Genomic DNA, 16652 nt, shown 5'->3' on the forward strand with positions numbered 1-16652 from the left:
TGTTGCTCACTGAAGTGATCAGTGATGAGCCCATTCGACCGTATTCAGATCAACGCCATCCTTGTACATCTCCCACAGCGGAGACATCTCGCGCAGACGACCGATGGAGTCACGAATGAGCTTGACCGCGTAGTCAATCTCTTCTTCGGTGGTGAAGCGACCGATGCTGAAACGGATGGAGCTGTGAGCCAGCTCGTCGTTCAGACCCAGCGCACGCAGCACGTAGGAGGGTTCCAGGCTGGCAGAGGTACAGGCAGAACCGGAAGAGACCGCCAAATCTTTCAGCGCCATGATGAGGGATTCCCCTTCCACATAGGCGAAGCTGACGTTGAGGTTGCCGGAAACACGCTGCTCCAGATCACCGTTGAGGTAGACGGCTTCGATATCTTTCAGGCCATCCCACAGACGCTGACGCAGGGTCATCACGCGCTCGTGCTCGCTTGCCATCTCTTCCTTGGCGATACGGAAGGCTTCACCCATGCCAACGATCTGATGAGTCGGCAGGGTGCCGGAACGCATGCCGCGCTCGTGACCGCCACCGTGCATCTGGGCTTCGATACGTACGCGCGGCTTGCGGCGAACGTAGAGCGCACCAATCCCTTTCGGACCGTAGATCTTGTGGGCGGAGAGAGAGAGCAGGTCAATCTTCATCGCTTCAACGTCGATTTCTACCTTGCCCACGCTCTGGGCGGCATCGACGTGCAGCAGGATCTTGCGGGAGCGGCACAGCTCGCCCAGCCCTTTGATGTCCTGGATCACGCCGATCTCGTTGTTCACGTGCATCATGCTGACCAGAATGGTGTCGTCACGCATAGCGTTCTCGATCATCTCGAGGGTAAAGAGGCCGTTGGGCATCGGCTCGAGATAGGTCACCTCGAAGCCTTCACGCTCCAGCTGACGACAGGTGTCGAGCACCGCTTTGTGTTCGGTCTTGGAGGTGATGATGTGCTTGCCTTTGCTGGCATAAAAGTGGGCAACACCCTTGATTGCCAGGTTGTCAGACTCGGTTGCACCGGAGGTGAAGACAATCTCGCGCGGGTCAGCACCAATAAGCTCTGCCACTTGATTACGGGCCAGATCTACCGCCTCTTCGGCCTGCCAGCCGAAACGGTGAGAACGGGAAGCCGGATTGCCAAACAGGCCATCCATGGTGAGACACTGCATCATTTTTTCTGCGACACGCGGGTCCACCGGACAGGTTGCCGAATAATCAAGGTAAATAGGCAGTTTCATGTTTTTCTCCGTCACAGTTCGGGTCATACAGAATCCCGCTGTGGAAAGCACGTTTATAGTTGGACTTTCAAGCTCACATCGCCGTGTTCTGCCCGTTCAATCAGGGACAACACGCTTTTCATCTGTTCATCTTGCTTGCCGGCAATCCGGCGTACATCGGCCTGGCGAACCAGCTCGGCCAGTGTGATCTCGCCGAGGAAACTGGAGATCCGCTCGCTCAGATCACGCCACAGGGAGTGAGTCAGGCACTGGGTACCGCCATGACAGCCCCCTTTGCCGAGGCACTTGGTGGCATCCACCGACTCGTCAACCGCGGTGATAACCTGACCGACCGAAATCTCGTCAGGGGCCAACCCGAGGCGATAACCACCACCCGGGCCACGCACACTGCTCACCAGGCCGTGTTTGCGCAGGCGGGCAAACAACTGCTCGAGATAGGACAAGGAGATGCCCTGGCGCTCGGAAATATCGGCGAGGGGAACAGGCCCCTGCTCTGCATGCAGCGCCACGTCGAGCATGGCGGTTACAGCGTAACGTCCTTTTGAAGTCAGTCTCATGTGCCTTACCGTCTTGCGAACCAATTCAATGGGCACATGGTCACATACCCGACCAAATCAGTCAAGTATATGGTTGAGTAATCCAGTCAGGTTTAGCCCTGCGGTCTCGTCTTTTGCACCGAGGTAAGAATGCCCCGCAGAATATTGAGCTCAACCGACTCCGGACGAGCCCGGTTGAACAGGCGGCGCAGCTTGTTCATCACCTGCCCCGGATGATCATCGGTGATGAAACCGGTCTTGAGCAGCGTCTGCTCCAGATGCTGGTAAAACCCCTCCAGCTGTTCGGCACTGGGGTAATCCTGAGCCATATCTTCAGCAACCTCTTCCTGACCCTGCAACCAGTGCATCCGCACTTCGTAACAGAGGGTCTGTACCGCCATGGCCAGGTTGAGGGAGCTGTATTCGGGATTGGCCGGAATGGCCACATGGTAGTGGCACTTCTGCAGTTCATCGTTGGTCAGGCCGGTCCGCTCGCGACCAAAAACCAGCGCAACAGGATGCTTCATCCCTTCGGCCACCGCCATCTTGCCCGCTTCGCGGGGATCGAGCATGGGCCAGCTCAGAGTGCGGGAACGTGCGCTGGTACCAATCACCAGACCACAGTCAGCGATGGCTTCATCGAGGGTCGGGACGATACGGGCATTGGCCAGAATATCGCTGGCACCTGCGGCAAGGGCGTTGGCGTTGCCATCAGGTAAAGCTTGCGGATCAACCAGTACCATTTGGGTGAGCCCCATGGTTTTCATGGCCCGCGCCGCAGACCCCATGTTGCCGGTATGAGAGGTATTTACCAAAACGATACGAATCTGATCCAACATGCCCTATCAATCTTCAGTCAAAAATGGCGCGCAATTATAACATAAGAGAGCTCTATTTTGGCACCGTTAAAGGCATCCCATTTCAGAACAAAAGCGGGCGTTGGTATAACAAACCGGCATGAGGCAAGGAAGAGGAAAAACTAGACTTAATGGATATGTGGAATAGTTCACGGGAGAGATCCGGCTATGCTGCCTCCGTTTATCTACGAGAAATTGCCCAGCCTCTATCTGCTGGCGGCCACTGCCATTATCACCCTCGGTAACCAGCCCCTGCTCTGGTTTGCAGGTGTACTCTTATACATCGCAGGAGCGGTTACCTGGATGATGCGCTCCAGCTACCGGCGCACCGACCTCATCATCTTTCCAGCCAAACGCTGGCTGCAACCGGAATGGCTTTATGAAGCCCAGCCCTTTGTCTGGCTCGCACTGGGAATGGCCATGGCACAGCTGCCAGCGCCACAAGCCCTGCTGGCACTGGTGCCTTGCCTATGGGCTTGTCACTGCCTTTGGGCACGGCACCGTTACCGCCGCCATGCCCACGGCGTGACGATTCACTTACGACGGGATCCCGCCCGCCGCCGTCTGAACCGGAGTCTGCGCTGATCCGGTTCGAGCCTGCTCGATAAAGGTGGCCAGATCCATCAGGGGGTACTTCATCAGCATCGGCAGCCCATCGATGTCCAGGCTGTCCATCAGGTTTTTCACTTCCAGTCCCAACTCGGTATCCCCTTCAATCTTCAGCTTGCGCTGGAAGAAGAGCGCGTCAGGATCCTCCTTGCGGCCAGCAATCAGGATCAGATCATTGGCAGTGCCGCTAAAACAGACATCGGCCTGGTCGCAGCTTTTTGCCACGACCAGTTGACCGCTCTGCTCGCTGATATACCAGCAGAGCTCCAGATCGGTGACCTCTACTTTCAGCCACTTGTCTGCCAGGAACTCGAAATCGCCATCCGCGATGGCCTCCTTGAATACCCGTGCCAGCAAACTCTCCATCAACTGCTTTTGCAGATTGAAGGGAACCAGCTTGAGCGGATGACGCAAGAGACGGGGCGCCTGCTCGACCAGGCGACGTTGCAGTTGTTGAAACACGATGGACTCCTTTGTTTTGCGCATTCAAGCACAGGGATGCCGGCAAGATCCTGTTGGAAATCAAACTTGTGCAGAGTTGGGTCAAGATGGGGAAAGCCACACAAAGCTGCCTCAGGTCAAAAAGCCAAGGGGCGGCGGTGCATACAATCAGGGCTCGTTTGCCCTTCATATGCACTCTCGGAGCGTACCAATGGAATTACTCTGTCCGGCAGGCAGTTTGCCGGCACTGAAAACCGCCGTGGATAACGGGGCCGATGCCGTTTATATCGGTTTCAAGGATGACACCAATGCCCGCCACTTTGCCGGTCTCAACTTTACCGACAGCAAGCTGGAGAAGGCGGTAGATTATGTGCATCAGCATGATCGCAAACTTCATATCGCCATCAATACCTTCGCCCATCCTGGAGCCGATGCTCGCTGGAAGCAGGCGGTCGACCGCGGGGTGGCTCTCGGTGCCGATGCTCTCATCATTGCCGACCTTGCCGTGCTCGATTATGCCAGCCGCCGTTATCCCGACATGGAGCTGCATGTCTCGGTGCAGGCCAGCGCGACCAATGCTGCCGCCATCCGCTTCTATCAGCAGCAGTTCAATGTCAAACGGGTGGTGCTGCCACGGGTGCTATCCATGCATCAGGTGAAACAGCTGGCCCGCGAGACCGATGTCGGCCTTGAGGTTTTTGCCTTTGGCAGTCTCTGCATCATGGCCGAGGGGCGCTGCTACCTCTCCTCCTACATGACCGGCGAAAGCCCCAATACCGTCGGCGCCTGCTCGCCGGCCAAATTCGTGCGCTGGGAAGAGACCCCGAACGGCCTCGAATCACGGCTCAACGAGGTGCTGATCGACCGCTACGGCCCCGGTGAGAATGCCGGCTACCCAACCCTGTGCAAGGGACGTTTCGAAGTGGATGGCCAGACCTACCACGCGCTGGAGGAGCCCACCAGTCTCAATACCCTGGGTCTCTTGCCCGAGCTGTTCCAGACCGGTATCCAGTCGGTCAAGATCGAGGGGCGTCAGCGCAGCCCTGCCTACGTGGAGCAAGTGACCCGGGTCTGGCGCGCCGCCATCGACGCCTATCAGGCCAATCCCGAGGCCTATCAGGTCAAAGCAGAATGGGATGCCCAGCTCGCCCGTGTTTCCGAAGGTAGCCAGACTACCCTTGGCGCCTATCATCGTCAGTGGCAATAAGGAGCCCCTATCCATGAACTTCTCTCTCGGGCCCCTACTCTTCTACTGGCCCAAAGCCGATACCGAAGCCTTTTACCGCGCCGCAGCCCAAAGCGAAGCAGATATCGTCTATCTCGGGGAAACCGTCTGCAGCAAGCGACGCGAGCTGAAAGTCGATGACTGGATCTCCCTCGCCCGCGAAGTGGCGAGCTCCGGCAAGCAGGTGGTGCTCTCGACGCTGGCGCTCATCTCCGCCCCCTCCGAGCTGAAAGAGGTGAAACGGCTGGTCGACAATGGCGATCTGATGGTCGAAGCCAACGATCTTGGCACAGTCCAGCTTGCCCATGAAGCGAGCCTTCCATTTGTCTGTGGCCCGGCCATCAATGCCTACAACGCCGATGTGTTGCGCATGCTGCTCAAGCAGGGGATGAAGCGCTGGGTCATGCCGGTGGAGCTTTCACGGGACTGGCTGGTACAGCTTGAGCAGGATCTGGGGGCTACGCGCCAGCAGTTCGAAGTGGAGGTGTTCGCCTACGGCCACCTGCCGCTCGCCTACTCGGCACGCTGCTTTACCGCCCGCTCTCTCGACAAGCCTAAAGACAACTGCGAACTCGCCTGCATCAACTACCCCACCGGACGGCTGGCCAACAGCCGCGAGGGGCAACGCGTCTTCAACCTCAACGGTATCCAGACCCAGTCCGGTTACTGCTACAACCTGGGTAACGATCTGGCCGGGATGGCAGGTCTGGTGGATGTGGTGCGCCTATCTCCACAAGGGATGGAGACCCTCGAAATGCTGGCTCGCTTCAAGGCCAACCAGCAAGGTGACGCGCCCCTCCCCCTGCACAAAGGGAGTGAGTGCAACGGCTACTGGCGCCAGATCCCCGGCATGAGCCTGGTGGAATAAGCGCAAACCACGCAAAACAAAAAGGCCTCGCAATGAGGCCTTTTTTACACTTTCACGCTCCCTCAGGAGGGGCGGTCGCTCTTGCTCTGGCTACTCTGGGCGCCGGGAGGCAGCGGCTTGCGTGCCATCAGCTCCAGCTCCAGCAAGGCATAGCGATGCTCGATGAAGTCGTAGACGTTGTTGGAGAGCGCCAGCTTGAAGTAGCTGATCGCCTCCTTGCGGTTGCCCCGACCCAGCTCGTACTTGCCCAGATAGAAGTAGGTTTCGCACAGGCGCTCGGCGAGCTCCCGGTTATCCTTCACCCCTTTGACCACATTGCCCATCAACTCGGTGGCATTCATCTCGCCGGTGTAGAGACGAACCAGATCCCAGTTCCAGGCATCGTCATCGTACTTGTTGAGACGCTCGCGCATCCGGCTCATGGCCGCTGCCGGATCGAGTTTCTGCTCGGCCAGATAGAGCCAGATCACCCGGTAAGGGTCTTCCGGCTGCGCCTCGTAGAAGCGCTTCATATCGGCGGCTGCCAGCTCCGGGCGATTGCCGTAGTAGAGCGCGATGCCACGGTTCAGGTAGGCATAGTCATAATCGGGCGCCAGTTCGAGCGCCGAATCGAATGCCTCGTAGGCTTCGTCATAATTCTGCTGCTGCACCAGATAGACGCCGATGAAGTTGTAGGCTTCGGCGAAATCGGGCTTCTCCCGCAAGGCACGGTTGAAATCGAGCCGTGCAAGGGAGCGCAAACCAACGCGATCAAAGACCACTGCACGCTCATAGAACAGCTCGGCACGCTGCTCCGTGGTCAGCTCCATCTCGCTGAGCATCTGCCCGAGTCGAGCTAGCGCCAGCTCGCTCTGGTAGGAGACCTGCAAAGGGGTCGCCAACACCAGAGATGCAGGCTGCGGCTTGGGAACCTGAGGGGCATTAACCTGACTGCTACTGCTGCAACCCCACATAGGGAGCAGCAACAGGATACCGAGGAGGTATCCAATCCCTTTCCTGACGTTCAATGAACACTCCGACGCTTACGCTTGACCCCGCATATGGTAAAGGTCAACCGTCGCTTTGTCATGTAGCTCAGCCTATCTCTCTCAAATAAATCAGGATTCGACAGGGTATCCGGCATCCAGCCAGCCGCGAAAACCACCATCGACGCTGATCACCTTGCGATAACCCATCTGTTGCAGATTGTCTGCCGCCAGAATGGAGCGAAAACCGCCGCCACAGTAGAGGTAAAGCTCGGTATCGACATCGGGAAAACGGGTCTCGATATCGCGCTCAATCACGCCACGACCCAAATAGAGGGCGCCGGGCAGATGACCTTTGGCCCACTCGCTCTCTTCCCGCACATCGATCAGATGAAAAGCGCGCCCCTCATCCTGCCAGCGCTTGATCTGGTGAACATCGGTCTCGGCTACGCGGGAGCGGATCCCTTCTACCAGCGCCAGAAAACGGGGATTATGTTGCATGGCAAGCTCCTTTTGTTGAAATCATCTGCGTCAGCATACGACAACAGCGAAAAAGAAAAGAGCGCCTTGCGGCGCTCTTTCGTGGTTTACGGCAGGATTTCCTGTTGATCCGCACCCTCTTTCTCTACCTGGGTTGGCAGCATGTGCTCGCGCTTGACGCCGAGGAACATGGCAAACGCACTCGCCACATAGATGGAGGAGTAGGTACCGAAGGCCACACCGATCACCATGGCCACGGCAAAACCGTGGATCAGCGCGCCGCCCTTGAGCAGCAGCGCCAGCACCACCACGAAGGTGAGGCCAGAGGTGATGATGGTACGGCTCAGGGTCTCGGTCATGGAGAGATCCAGAATGTAGTCGGTATCCCCTTTGCGCACCTTGCGGAAGTTCTCCCGCAAGCGGTCGAACACCACGATGGTATCGTTCAGGGAGTAACCCACCAAGGTCATCAATGCCGCCAGTACGGTCAGGTCGAACTCGTACTGGAAGTAGGCAAAGACACCGAGGGTGATCACCACGTCGTGCACCAGCGAGAGGATGCCGCCCATGGCCAGACGCCATTCAAAGCGCACCGCCACGTAGATCAGGATACAGATGATGGAAGCCAGCATGGCCAGTGCACCATCGGTCGCCAGCTCGTCACCCACGGAGGGACCGACGAACTCGACGCGCTTGAGCACGGCACCGGGATCCAGCAGCTTGGCAGCAGCCAGCACCTCGTTACCCTGCTCCTCGACCTTGACACCCTCTTTCGGGGTCAGGCGGAACAGCACATCACGGCTGGAGCCGAAGTGTTGCAGGCTCGCCCCTTCAATCTTCTGCTCTTCCAGCACCTGGTGCATCTTGTCCAGGCTCACCGACTGCTGGAACCCCACTTCGATGGTGGTCCCACCGGTGAAGTCCAGACCCCAGTTCAGGCCCCGATCAAACAGAAAGAAGAGGGCGATCACCATCAGCACGGAAGAGAAGACCACACCCGTTTTGGCATAGCGCATAAACGGGATCGGTTTTTCAAAATGTAGAATCTGAAACATCTCTCTATCCTCAGATGGGCAACTTGTCGATGCGCCGTCCACCCCAGGCCAGGTTGATAATGGCGCGGGAGACCGTGATGGCAGTAAACATGGAGGCGGTCAGACCGATGCCCAGCGTCAGGGCAAAGCCCTTGATGGCGCCAGTACCGATACCGAACAGGATCACACAGGTGATGAGCGAGGTGACGTTGGAGTCGGCGATGGTCGAGAATGCCCGATCAAAGCCCAGATGGATGGCTTGCTGAACCCCGCGGCCGTTGCGGATCTCTTCACGAATACGCTCGTAGATCAGCACGTTGGCATCCACCGCCATACCGAGCGTCAGCACGATACCGGCGATGCCTGGCAGGGTCATGGTGGCCCCCGGGATCATCGACATGATACCGACGATCAGCACCAGGTTCATACAGAGCGCCAGGTTGGCAACCCAGCCGAACGCACGGTAGTAGATCCCCATGAACAGCACGATCACCAGCATGGCCCAGCCGATGGCTTGCATACCGCTGTCGATGTTCTGCTGACCCAGGCTCGGGCCAATGGTGCGCTCTTCCACGATCTGGATCGGGGCGATCAGGGCACCGGCACGCAGCAGCAGCGCCAGGTTGTGGGCTTCGTTGGCGTTGTCGATACCTGTGATGCGGAACTGGCTGCCAAGGCGCGACTGGATGGTGGCGACGTTGATCACCTCCTCCTGCTTGCGGAACTTGCGCTTGCCATCCGGACCAGGCTGACCAACCGGCTTGTACTCGATAAAGACGGTCGCCATCCCTTTACCCACGTTGTCCTTGGTAAAGTTGGCCATCTTGTTGCCACCCTGGCCATCAAGCTTGATGTTGACCTGGGGACGGCTGTACTCGTCGAAACCGGACTGGGCACCCACGATGTGGTCACCGGTCAGGATCACCCGCTTTTGCAGCACGACAGGACGACCATTGCGATCGTTGTAGACCTTGGAGCTCGGCGGTACGCGACCGTCGGCCGCAGCCTGAATGTCGGCAGTCTCATCGACCATGTGGAACTCCAGGGTCGCGGTCGCGCCGAGGATCTCCTTGGCACGGGCGGTATCCTGGATACCGGGCAGCTCAACCACAATGCGCTCGGCGCCTTGCTGTTGTACCAGCGGCTCGGCGACACCCAGTTCGTTGACCCGGTTACGGATGATGGTGATGTTCTGCTCGAGAGCATACTTCTTCACTTCCTTGATCTTCGCTTCGCTCAGACCGGCCATCAGGATGAATTCATCCCCTTTCTGCTCGGTGGTGAAGGTCAAATCAGGGTTCTGGCGACGCAGATGGGTGACAGCACGCTCTTGATCCGCTTCGTCACGAAATACCACCTGTACCTTGTCACCGACCCGGCGCACGCCGGAGTAACGGATCTTCTGGGTACGCAGCTCGGAGCGGAAATCCTGCACCATCTGCTCTTGCTGCTTGGTCAGCGCCTCGGCCATGTCCACTTCCATCAGGAAGTGCACACCACCGCGCAGGTCCAGACCCAGTTTGAGCGGGTTGGCACCGATGGCTTCGAGCCAGGCAGGAGTAGAGGGGGCAAGGTTGAGAGCGGTAATGAAGTTGTCACCCAGCTTGTTGGCGACGATATCGCGCGCCTTGAGCTGATCTTCGGTGTTCTTGAAACGGATCAGGATCAGACCGTGCTCGAACGCAGCATGTTTGACCGGGATCTTGGCCTCGTCGAGACTCTCTTTCACCAGGTCAAGGGTATCTAGCTTGACTTCGGCACCACGGCTGGCAGAAACCTGCAAGGCCGGGTCTTCGCCGTAAAGATTGGGGGCTGCATATAGAAAACCGATGGCGATCACCACGATCACCATCAGGTATTTCCACAGCGGATAGCGATTCAACACGCTGTGCTCCTTGGGAGATTAAAGGGACTGGATAGAACCCTTGGGCAGAACGGCAGAAACGAAGTCCTTTTTGATGGTGACTTGAGTCTGGTCGTTCAGGGCGATCACCAGGTAATCGCTGTCGGCAGCCACTTTGGCAATCTTGCCAACCAGACCACCGGAGGTGAGCACTTCGTCACCCTTGGAGAGAGAGGTCATCAGATTGCGATGATCTTTGGCGCGCTTGGCCTGGGGACGGTAGATCATGAAATAGAAGATGAGACCGAATACGGCCAGCATGATGATCATTTCCATGCCACCACCCTGTGCCGCCGGAGCTGCGCCTTCTGCATACGCCTTGGAGATAATGCTCATTTAACAACCTCTTATTGATGTAGATTTGAAAACTAGCTTATAAATTATTGTTATTTAACGTCATTTACAGCTAACGGAGGCACGGGCTTCCCTTGCCGACGGTAAAACTCTGTTACAAAGTCGTCTAATTTACCCTGCTCGATCGCGTCCCGCAAACCCTGCATAACACGCTGGTAGTAACGCAGGTTATGGATAGTATTCAGACGGGCACCGAGGATCTCGTTGCACTTGTCCAGATGGTGCAAATAGCTGCGGGTGTAGTTCTTGCAGGTGTAGCAATCGCAGTCGGCATCCAGGGTGCTGGTGTCGTTGCGATACTTCGCATTGCGGATCTTGACCACACCATCGGTGGTAAAGAGATGACCGTTGCGGGCGTTGCGAGTCGGCATCACGCAGTCGAACATGTCGATACCGCGGCGGACCCCTTCCACCAGATCTTCCGGCTTGCCCACGCCCATCAGGTAGCGCGGCTTGTCGGCCGGGATTTTCGGGCAGACGTGCTCAAGGATGCGGTGCATGTCCTCTTTGGGCTCGCCCACCGCCAGACCACCGACCGCGTAACCGTCAAAACCGATCTCCAGCAGACCTTCCAGCGATACGTCACGCAGCGGCTCGTAGACGGAGCCCTGAATGATGCCGAACAGGGCATTCTTGTTGCCAAGAGCGTCGAACTTGTCGCGGGAGCGCTTGGCCCAGCGTAGGGACATCTCCATCGACTTGCGCGCTTCTTCGTAAGTGGCCGGATACGGGGTGCACTCGTCGAAGATCATCACGATGTCGGAGCCCAGATCGTACTGGATCTCCATGGACTTCTCGGGGTCGAGGAAAATTTTCTCGCCATTGATAGGGTGGCGGAAGTGGACGCCCGCTTCGGTGATCTTGCGGATGTCGCCCAGGCTGAATACCTGGAAACCACCGGAGTCGGTCAGGATCGGGCCCTGCCAGTTCATGAAGTCATGCAGATCGCCGTGGGCGCGCATCACTTCCTGACCCGGACGCAGCCAGAGGTGGAAGGTGTTGCCAAGCAGGATCTGGGCACCTGTCTCACGCACCTCTTCCGGGGTCATCCCCTTGACGGTGCCGTAGGTACCGACCGGCATAAAGGCCGGAGTCTGCACGGTGCCACGCTCGAATACCAGCTGACCGCGACGGGCACGGCCGTCGGTGGTTTTCAGTTCAAATTTCATTGCTACCTCGATTCAGTCAGAGAAACAGTCTGACAATTAAAGGCCATTCGGCCCGCTATAAAAGGCGAAGCTTATGCCTCGCCCCGGCGACGGGTGACGAACATGGCGTCCCCGTAGCTGAAGAAACGGTATTGCCCGGCCACGGCGGCCTGGTAGGCGGTCATCACGTTATCATACCCGGCGAAGGCGCTGACCAGCATGATCAGGGTCGACTCCGGCAGGTGGAAGTTGGTCACCATGGCATCGACAATCTGGAACTGGTAGCCCGGGAAGATGAAGATGTCGGTGTCGCCAAAAAAGGGCGCCAGCGGCTTGCCCTGCGCCAGAGTCACTTTGGCGGCGCTCTCCAGCGAACGAACCGAGGTGGTGCCAACGGCAATCACCCGACCGCCGCGCGCACGGGTAGCGGCAATGGCATCGACCACCTCTTGCGGCACTTCGGCATACTCGGAGTGCATATGGTGATCTTCAATCTTCTCCACCCGCACCGGCTGGAAGGTCCCCGCCCCTACATGCAGGGTGACAAAGGCAGTTTCAACCCCCTTGGCCCGAATTTTCTCAAGCAGCGGCTCGTCAAAGTGCAGACCGGCGGTCGGCGCAGCAACGGCACCCGGCTTCTGGTTGTAGACCGTCTGGTAGCGCTCCTTGTCGGCATCCTCATCGGGACGGTCGATATAGGGGGGCAGCGGCATGTGGCCGATGGCCTCCAGGATCTCCAGCACCGGACGTGCATCGAGGAAATGGATCTCGAACAGGGCATCGTGGCGGGCGCGCATTTCAGCTTCCACGCCACCATCCATGATCATCCGGGTGCCCGGCTTGGGCGCCTTAGAGGCCCGCACATGAGCCAGCACGCTGTGCTCGTCCAGAATGCGCTCGACCAGCACCTCCAGCTTGCCGCCGCTGGCCTTCTGGCCAAACATGCGGGCCGGAATGACGCGGGTGTTGTTGAATACCAGCAGGTCGCCCGGGTTGAGCTGGTCCAGCACATCGACAAATTGACCGTGGCGCAGGGCGCCGGTTTGGCCGTCGAGCTGCAACAAACGGCTGGCGGTACGCTCCGCCATCGGATAGCGGGCAATCAGCTCGTCTGGCAGATCAAAATGAAAATCGGATACTTGCATCTTTCACCTCGGGGGGAATCGGCGGCTAGTCTAGTTATCCCCATCTTCCAAGGCAACCCAAAAGACCAAAAACCCAAGAGAGACAAGGGGTAGCGGGCAATTTTGTGACCACCAACCGGTTAATGACTCTTTAATGTTTTGTATTGACCCTGATCATGTTTTGCCACCCATGGCTGGGCTAGGGTGGAGACAGGCGGAGAAGAAAAACCAATGCAATCAGGAGGCCTACCATGATGACCATATCCGAAATCATGACGGAACATCCCTTTACCCTAGGGCCGGAGAACAGCGTCAAACAGGCGATGGATCTGATGCATCAGGAGCGGATCCGCCACATTCCCATCGTTGACGAACACCACCATCTGCAGGGGCTGGTCACCCTCACCGATATCCTGGCCACTCGCGAATCCAAGCTGCTGCTAATCAGCCCGGAGCGGGAGGCGGAGTTTACCGACAGCGTCCACCTTGACGAGATCATGACCCGCCAGGTTGCGAGCGTGGATCCCCATGCCGGCATCAAGGAGGCAGCACTCTATCTGCAGCGCCACCGGTATGGCTGTCTGCCGGTGCTCAAGGGACGCAAGCTCATCGGCATCGTCACCGAATCGGACTTCATTTCGGTGGCCATCAATCTGCTGGAATTGATGGAGGAGCAGGAGCCGCCCACCGATTTTTGACACGGCAGACTGTAATTTAATTACAGAAAAAGCGTTTTCAGCAGTAAAAAAGAGCAATAAAGGTGAAAGTGTTTCATTTTGATTGAAAAATTACACCAATTACTTGCTATGTGATCTCCATCACACTATTATCCCCCTCATGCAATAGTTGCCGAGGGGGAGATGAAGGAGTGTGCACCCATCCTCTTCCTCTCATATGTCTGCAAGTTTGCACACCCCGTAGTTAGTCTTTGCTGTAAAGCATTTGTTTATATAGCCATTCCTTGTTTGATGACCCGGCTTTATCGTTGCGATAGCGCCGGGATTTTTTTTATCTGCGCAAAACGTGCAGCCCGCTTGCACTAGCTCGGGTCGGCTTCTGCTTTATCCCCCCCACCTCCCCTCTTGCTGCTTGTGCCGCTCTTCTTTGCTCCCGATCCATATGGCCACTCGATCCCCCAGATCGGGCGATATCCTCATCTTCTTTCGGCAAGCCCCCACTACCTCTTTTTGCCAGACATAGGGGAGGTATAAATTAAAATCGGGTAATTCTCGCCAAACCCATAAATTTGATTTATAGCGACCGATTTGGTCCGCAACCCCCTCCTTGAAGGCAACAAGCGGCCTTGCGAGGGGGATGCCCGACTGTGGCTACCAGCGGCACCGACGATAAGCCACCGCGTATAAATCCAATATACCGATTAAAGCGATTCAATTTTGTGGCTTTAATCGATTAGAACATCCTCCTATGATGACTCCATCGAAAGTTAAACGCCTCGTCCGACACGACTCTGCAAACCCGGACAGGCATATGTACATCACCAAGGAGCAAATCCATGTCTACCTACATCAACACTGAAATCAAGCCGTTCAACGCTACCGCCTACCACAATGGCAAATTCGTTCAGGTGTCTGACGCTGACCTGAAAGGCAAGTGGTCCGTGGTGTTCTTCTACCCGGCTGACTTCACCTTCGTCTGCCCGACCGAGCTGGGTGACCTGGCCGACAACTACGCCGAATTCCAGAAGCTGGGCGTCGAGATCTACGCTGTCTCCACCGACACCCACTTCACCCACAAGGCCTGGCACGACACTTCTGACACCATCCAGAAGATCCAGTACCCGATGATTGGCGACCCCACCGGCACCATCACCCGCAACTTCGGCGTGATGATCGAAGAAGCCGGTCTGGCTGACCGCGGTACCTTCGTCATCGACCCGCAGGGCATCATCCAGATCGTCGAGATCAACGCTGGCGGCATCGGCCGTGACGCACTGGAGCTGCTGCGCAAGGTCAAGGCTGCCCAGTATGTTGCCGCTCACCCGGGTGAAGTGTGCCCGGCCAAGTGGAAAGAAGGCGACGCCACCCTGGCCCCGTCCCTGGATCTGGTAGGCAAAATCTAAGCCTCCCCGCTCTGAAGACCGGCCCGTTCAAGGGCCGGTCTTGTTTACGGACCTCAGAAAACGCGCCGGTCTACTTTATGGACCGCCATTTTCTGTACCCAGTCACAGTGCCGACCCGCAATCACAAGAAGGAATTCGACCATGTTAGATACCAACCTCAAACAACAACTCAACGGTTACTTGCAGTACATCGTCAATCCCATCGAGATCAGCGTGTCCGGCAATGACAGCGACAAATCCGCCGAACTGCTGGCACTGGCCAGCGAGATCGCCGGGATGTCCCCCAAGATTTACCTGACCGATGGCACCAATGCCCGCAAGCCTTCCATGAGCGTCGCGCCGCAGGGCCAGGCCCCGCGCGTTCATTTTGCCGGCATCCCCATGGGTCATGAATTTACCTCGCTGGTACTCGCCCTGCTGCAAAGCGGCGGTCACCCCTCCAAGGCCGATGCGGCCGTGCAGGAGCAGATCCGCAATCTCAAGGGTGAGTTCCACTTCGAGACCTATATTTCGCTCTCCTGCCACAACTGCCCGGACGTGGTGCAGGCCCTCAACCTGATGGCCACCCTCAACCCCGGCATCACCCACACCATGATCGATGGCGCCCTGTTCCAGGACGAGGTCAACGAGCGCCAGATCATGGCGGTACCGAATGTCTACCTGAACGGTCAGCCGTTCAGCCAGGGCCGCATTTCGCTGGAAGAGATCGTCGCCAAGCTCGACACCGGCGCCGCCGAGCGCAAAGCTGAGGAGCTGAGCGAAAAAGCCCCCTACGACGTGCTGGTCGTCGGTGGTGGCCCGGCTGGCGCCGCCGCCGCCATCTATGCCGCTCGCAAGGGCATTCGCACCGCCATCGTCGCCGAGCGTTTCGGTGGCCAGGTGATGGACACTGTCGGCATCGAGAACTTCATCTCCGTGCCCTATACCGAAGGCCCCAAGCTGGCCGCGAGCCTGGAGCAGCACGTCAAGCAGTACGGCGTGGAAGTGATCACCGAGCAGCGCGCCGCCGCCATCAGCAAGGATGGGTATGTGAACGTGGATCTCGCCTCTGGCGCCACCTTGAAAAGCCGCGCCGTGATCCTGGCGACCGGTGCCCGCTGGCGCGACCTGAACGTGCCGGGCGAGCTGGAGTACCGCACCAAGGGTGTGGCCTACTGCCCGCACTGTGACGGCCCCTTCTTCAAGGGCAAGCGGGTTGCGGTGATCGGGGGCGGTAACTCCGGTATCGAGGCAGCCATCGATCTGGCTGGCATTGTCGAGCACGTTACCGTGGTGGAGTTCGCCGACACTCTGCGTGCCGACGAGGTATTGCAGAAGAAGGCCCGCTCCATGGCCAACATCGACATCATCATGAGTGCTCGCACCACCGAAGTGATCGGTGACGGCAGCAAGGTGGTGGGCATGGATTACGAAGATCGCACCTCCGGCGAGATCAAGCATCTGGCGGTGGCCGGCATCTTCGTCCAGATCGGTCTGGTGCCGAACACCGAGTTCCTCAAGGGGAGCGACGTGGCCCTGACCCGCTTTGGCGAGATCGAGATCGACAGCAAGGGCGCCACCTCCCTGTCCGGCGTCTACGCCGCAGGGGATGCCACCACGGTGCCGTTCAAGCAGATCATCATCTCCATGGGCGCCGGAGCGACCGCCGCGCTGGGAGCGTTTGATTACCTCATTCGCAACCCAGCGCCGCAAGCGAGCAAGGCTGACGCCGTCACCGCCTGATGCCCCGCCAAAATGCACAAGCCGACACCCTGCGTGTCGGCTTTTTTGCATCTGTTGCTTCATAAAAAAACCC

The 16652-nt window shown here is 57.9% G+C and carries 17 protein-coding genes; 6 read left to right on the plus strand and 11 right to left on the minus strand.

Annotated features, from left to right (window positions below; translation table 11 throughout):
- Positions 1-18: 18 nt before the first annotated feature.
- The 3 genes from NOM67_RS05660 to trmJ form a co-directional block, all read right to left on the minus strand.
- Positions 19-1233, minus strand: coding sequence for an IscS subfamily cysteine desulfurase (locus NOM67_RS05660; protein WP_041207416.1), 1215 nt, complete (start codon positions 1231-1233; stop codon positions 19-21).
- A gap of 53 nt (positions 1234-1286) precedes the next feature.
- Entirely contained in the window at positions 1287-1790 is a 504-nt protein-coding gene (gene iscR, locus NOM67_RS05665) for a Fe-S cluster assembly transcriptional regulator IscR (RefSeq protein WP_041207415.1), read from the minus strand.
- 92 nt (positions 1791-1882) lie between these two features.
- Positions 1883-2608, minus strand: a complete 726-nt coding sequence (gene trmJ, locus NOM67_RS05670; protein ID WP_071910658.1) for a tRNA (cytosine(32)/uridine(32)-2'-O)-methyltransferase TrmJ — start codon at positions 2606-2608, stop codon at positions 1883-1885.
- Between the two features lie 186 nt (positions 2609-2794).
- Here trmJ and NOM67_RS05675 point away from each other — a divergent pair, with 186 nt between their 5' ends.
- Positions 2795-3211 carry a hypothetical protein gene (locus tag NOM67_RS05675; RefSeq protein ID WP_156852572.1) on the plus strand — a complete coding sequence of 139 codons (417 nt, stop codon included), beginning with the start codon at positions 2795-2797 and terminating at the stop codon, positions 3209-3211.
- Here NOM67_RS05675 and NOM67_RS05680 read toward each other — a convergent pair.
- On the minus strand, positions 3164-3697 hold the full coding sequence (locus NOM67_RS05680; RefSeq protein ID WP_255934503.1) for an SCP2 domain-containing protein: 534 nt from the start codon (positions 3695-3697) through the stop codon (positions 3164-3166). The two genes, NOM67_RS05675 and NOM67_RS05680, sit on opposite strands and share 48 nt — an antisense overlap.
- Positions 3698-3887: 190 nt before the next feature.
- Between NOM67_RS05680 and NOM67_RS05685 the strand changes: the two genes are divergently transcribed.
- Both NOM67_RS05685 and NOM67_RS05690 read left to right on the plus strand, forming a co-directional pair.
- Positions 3888-4883 carry a peptidase U32 family protein gene (locus NOM67_RS05685; protein WP_041207411.1) on the plus strand — a complete coding sequence of 332 codons (996 nt, stop codon included), beginning with the start codon at positions 3888-3890 and terminating at the stop codon, positions 4881-4883.
- Positions 4884-4896: 13 nt separating this feature from the next.
- Entirely contained in the window at positions 4897-5769 is an 873-nt protein-coding gene (locus NOM67_RS05690) for a U32 family peptidase (protein ID WP_156852569.1), read from the plus strand.
- Between the two features lie 62 nt (positions 5770-5831).
- Here the strand turns inward: NOM67_RS05690 and nlpI are convergent, their stop codons facing one another.
- From nlpI to queA, 7 genes are all read right to left on the minus strand, one after another.
- Positions 5832-6776: a lipoprotein NlpI gene (nlpI, locus tag NOM67_RS05695; RefSeq protein ID WP_305121620.1), complete on the minus strand. Its 945-nt coding sequence runs from the start codon at positions 6774-6776 to the stop codon at positions 5832-5834.
- Positions 6777-6866: 90 nt separating this feature from the next.
- A complete protein-coding gene (locus NOM67_RS05700; RefSeq protein WP_201912269.1) occupies positions 6867-7235 on the minus strand; it encodes a rhodanese-like domain-containing protein in 369 nt (122 codons plus the stop codon).
- A gap of 86 nt (positions 7236-7321) precedes the next feature.
- Positions 7322-8269, minus strand: a complete 948-nt coding sequence (gene secF, locus NOM67_RS05705) for a protein translocase subunit SecF (RefSeq protein ID WP_033114488.1) — start codon at positions 8267-8269, stop codon at positions 7322-7324.
- A 10-nt stretch (positions 8270-8279) separates the two neighbouring features.
- Positions 8280-10133: a protein translocase subunit SecD gene (gene secD / locus NOM67_RS05710; protein WP_041207408.1), complete on the minus strand. Its 1854-nt coding sequence runs from the start codon at positions 10131-10133 to the stop codon at positions 8280-8282.
- Between the two features lie 18 nt (positions 10134-10151).
- Complete coding sequence (yajC, locus tag NOM67_RS05715) at positions 10152-10487, minus strand: preprotein translocase subunit YajC (RefSeq protein ID WP_041207407.1); 336 nt, start codon at positions 10485-10487, stop codon at positions 10152-10154.
- Between the two features lie 50 nt (positions 10488-10537).
- Positions 10538-11674, minus strand: a complete 1137-nt coding sequence (gene tgt, locus NOM67_RS05720) for a tRNA guanosine(34) transglycosylase Tgt (protein WP_041207406.1) — start codon at positions 11672-11674, stop codon at positions 10538-10540.
- A 71-nt stretch (positions 11675-11745) separates the two neighbouring features.
- Positions 11746-12798 (minus strand): tRNA preQ1(34) S-adenosylmethionine ribosyltransferase-isomerase QueA, encoded by a 1053-nt coding sequence (gene queA / locus NOM67_RS05725; RefSeq protein WP_042033560.1) that lies wholly within the window; start codon positions 12796-12798, stop codon positions 11746-11748.
- A 230-nt stretch (positions 12799-13028) separates the two neighbouring features.
- Here queA and NOM67_RS05730 point away from each other — a divergent pair, with 230 nt between their 5' ends.
- The 3 genes from NOM67_RS05730 to ahpF all read left to right on the plus strand — a co-directional run bounded on the left by NOM67_RS05730 (position 13029) and on the right by ahpF (position 16579).
- On the plus strand, positions 13029-13475 hold the full coding sequence (locus tag NOM67_RS05730) for a CBS domain-containing protein (protein ID WP_255934513.1): 447 nt from the start codon (positions 13029-13031) through the stop codon (positions 13473-13475).
- 815 nt (positions 13476-14290) lie between these two features.
- Entirely contained in the window at positions 14291-14857 is a 567-nt protein-coding gene (gene ahpC / locus NOM67_RS05735; protein ID WP_005299724.1) for an alkyl hydroperoxide reductase subunit C, read from the plus strand.
- 141 nt (positions 14858-14998) lie between these two features.
- The gene (gene ahpF, locus NOM67_RS05740) at positions 14999-16579 is read left to right on the plus strand and encodes an alkyl hydroperoxide reductase subunit F (RefSeq protein ID WP_255934520.1); all 1581 of its coding nucleotides are present in this window, start codon (positions 14999-15001) and stop codon (positions 16577-16579) included.
- Positions 16580-16652 lie beyond the last annotated feature (73 nt).

The organism is Aeromonas sp. SG16, assembly GCF_024436135.1.
GTDB lineage: Bacteria > Pseudomonadota > Gammaproteobacteria > Enterobacterales > Aeromonadaceae > Aeromonas > Aeromonas jandaei.

Excerpts from the sequence above, each read along its gene's own strand:
- NOM67_RS05660 (WP_041207416.1), bottom strand. The coding sequence starts at position 1,233 with ATGAAACTGCCTATTTACCTTGATTATTCGGCAACCTGTCCGGTGGAC.
- ahpF (WP_255934520.1), top strand. The coding sequence starts at position 14,999 with ATGTTAGATACCAACCTCAAACAACAACTCAACGGTTACTTGCAGTAC.
- trmJ (WP_071910658.1), bottom strand. The coding sequence starts at position 2,608 with ATGTTGGATCAGATTCGTATCGTTTTGGTAAATACCTCTCATACCGGC.
- NOM67_RS05730 (WP_255934513.1), top strand. The coding sequence starts at position 13,029 with ATGATGACCATATCCGAAATCATGACGGAACATCCCTTTACCCTAGGG.
- secF (WP_033114488.1), bottom strand. The coding sequence starts at position 8,269 with ATGTTTCAGATTCTACATTTTGAAAAACCGATCCCGTTTATGCGCTAT.
- ahpC (WP_005299724.1), top strand. The coding sequence starts at position 14,291 with ATGTCTACCTACATCAACACTGAAATCAAGCCGTTCAACGCTACCGCC.
- yajC (WP_041207407.1), bottom strand. The coding sequence starts at position 10,487 with ATGAGCATTATCTCCAAGGCGTATGCAGAAGGCGCAGCTCCGGCGGCA.
- NOM67_RS05690 (WP_156852569.1), top strand. The coding sequence starts at position 4,897 with ATGAACTTCTCTCTCGGGCCCCTACTCTTCTACTGGCCCAAAGCCGAT.
- iscR (WP_041207415.1), bottom strand. The coding sequence starts at position 1,790 with ATGAGACTGACTTCAAAAGGACGTTACGCTGTAACCGCCATGCTCGAC.
- NOM67_RS05675 (WP_156852572.1), top strand. The coding sequence starts at position 2,795 with ATGCTGCCTCCGTTTATCTACGAGAAATTGCCCAGCCTCTATCTGCTG.
- queA (WP_042033560.1), bottom strand. The coding sequence starts at position 12,798 with ATGCAAGTATCCGATTTTCATTTTGATCTGCCAGACGAGCTGATTGCC.
- NOM67_RS05700 (WP_201912269.1), bottom strand. The coding sequence starts at position 7,235 with ATGCAACATAATCCCCGTTTTCTGGCGCTGGTAGAAGGGATCCGCTCC.
- NOM67_RS05685 (WP_041207411.1), top strand. The coding sequence starts at position 3,888 with ATGGAATTACTCTGTCCGGCAGGCAGTTTGCCGGCACTGAAAACCGCC.
- tgt (WP_041207406.1), bottom strand. The coding sequence starts at position 11,674 with ATGAAATTTGAACTGAAAACCACCGACGGCCGTGCCCGTCGCGGTCAG.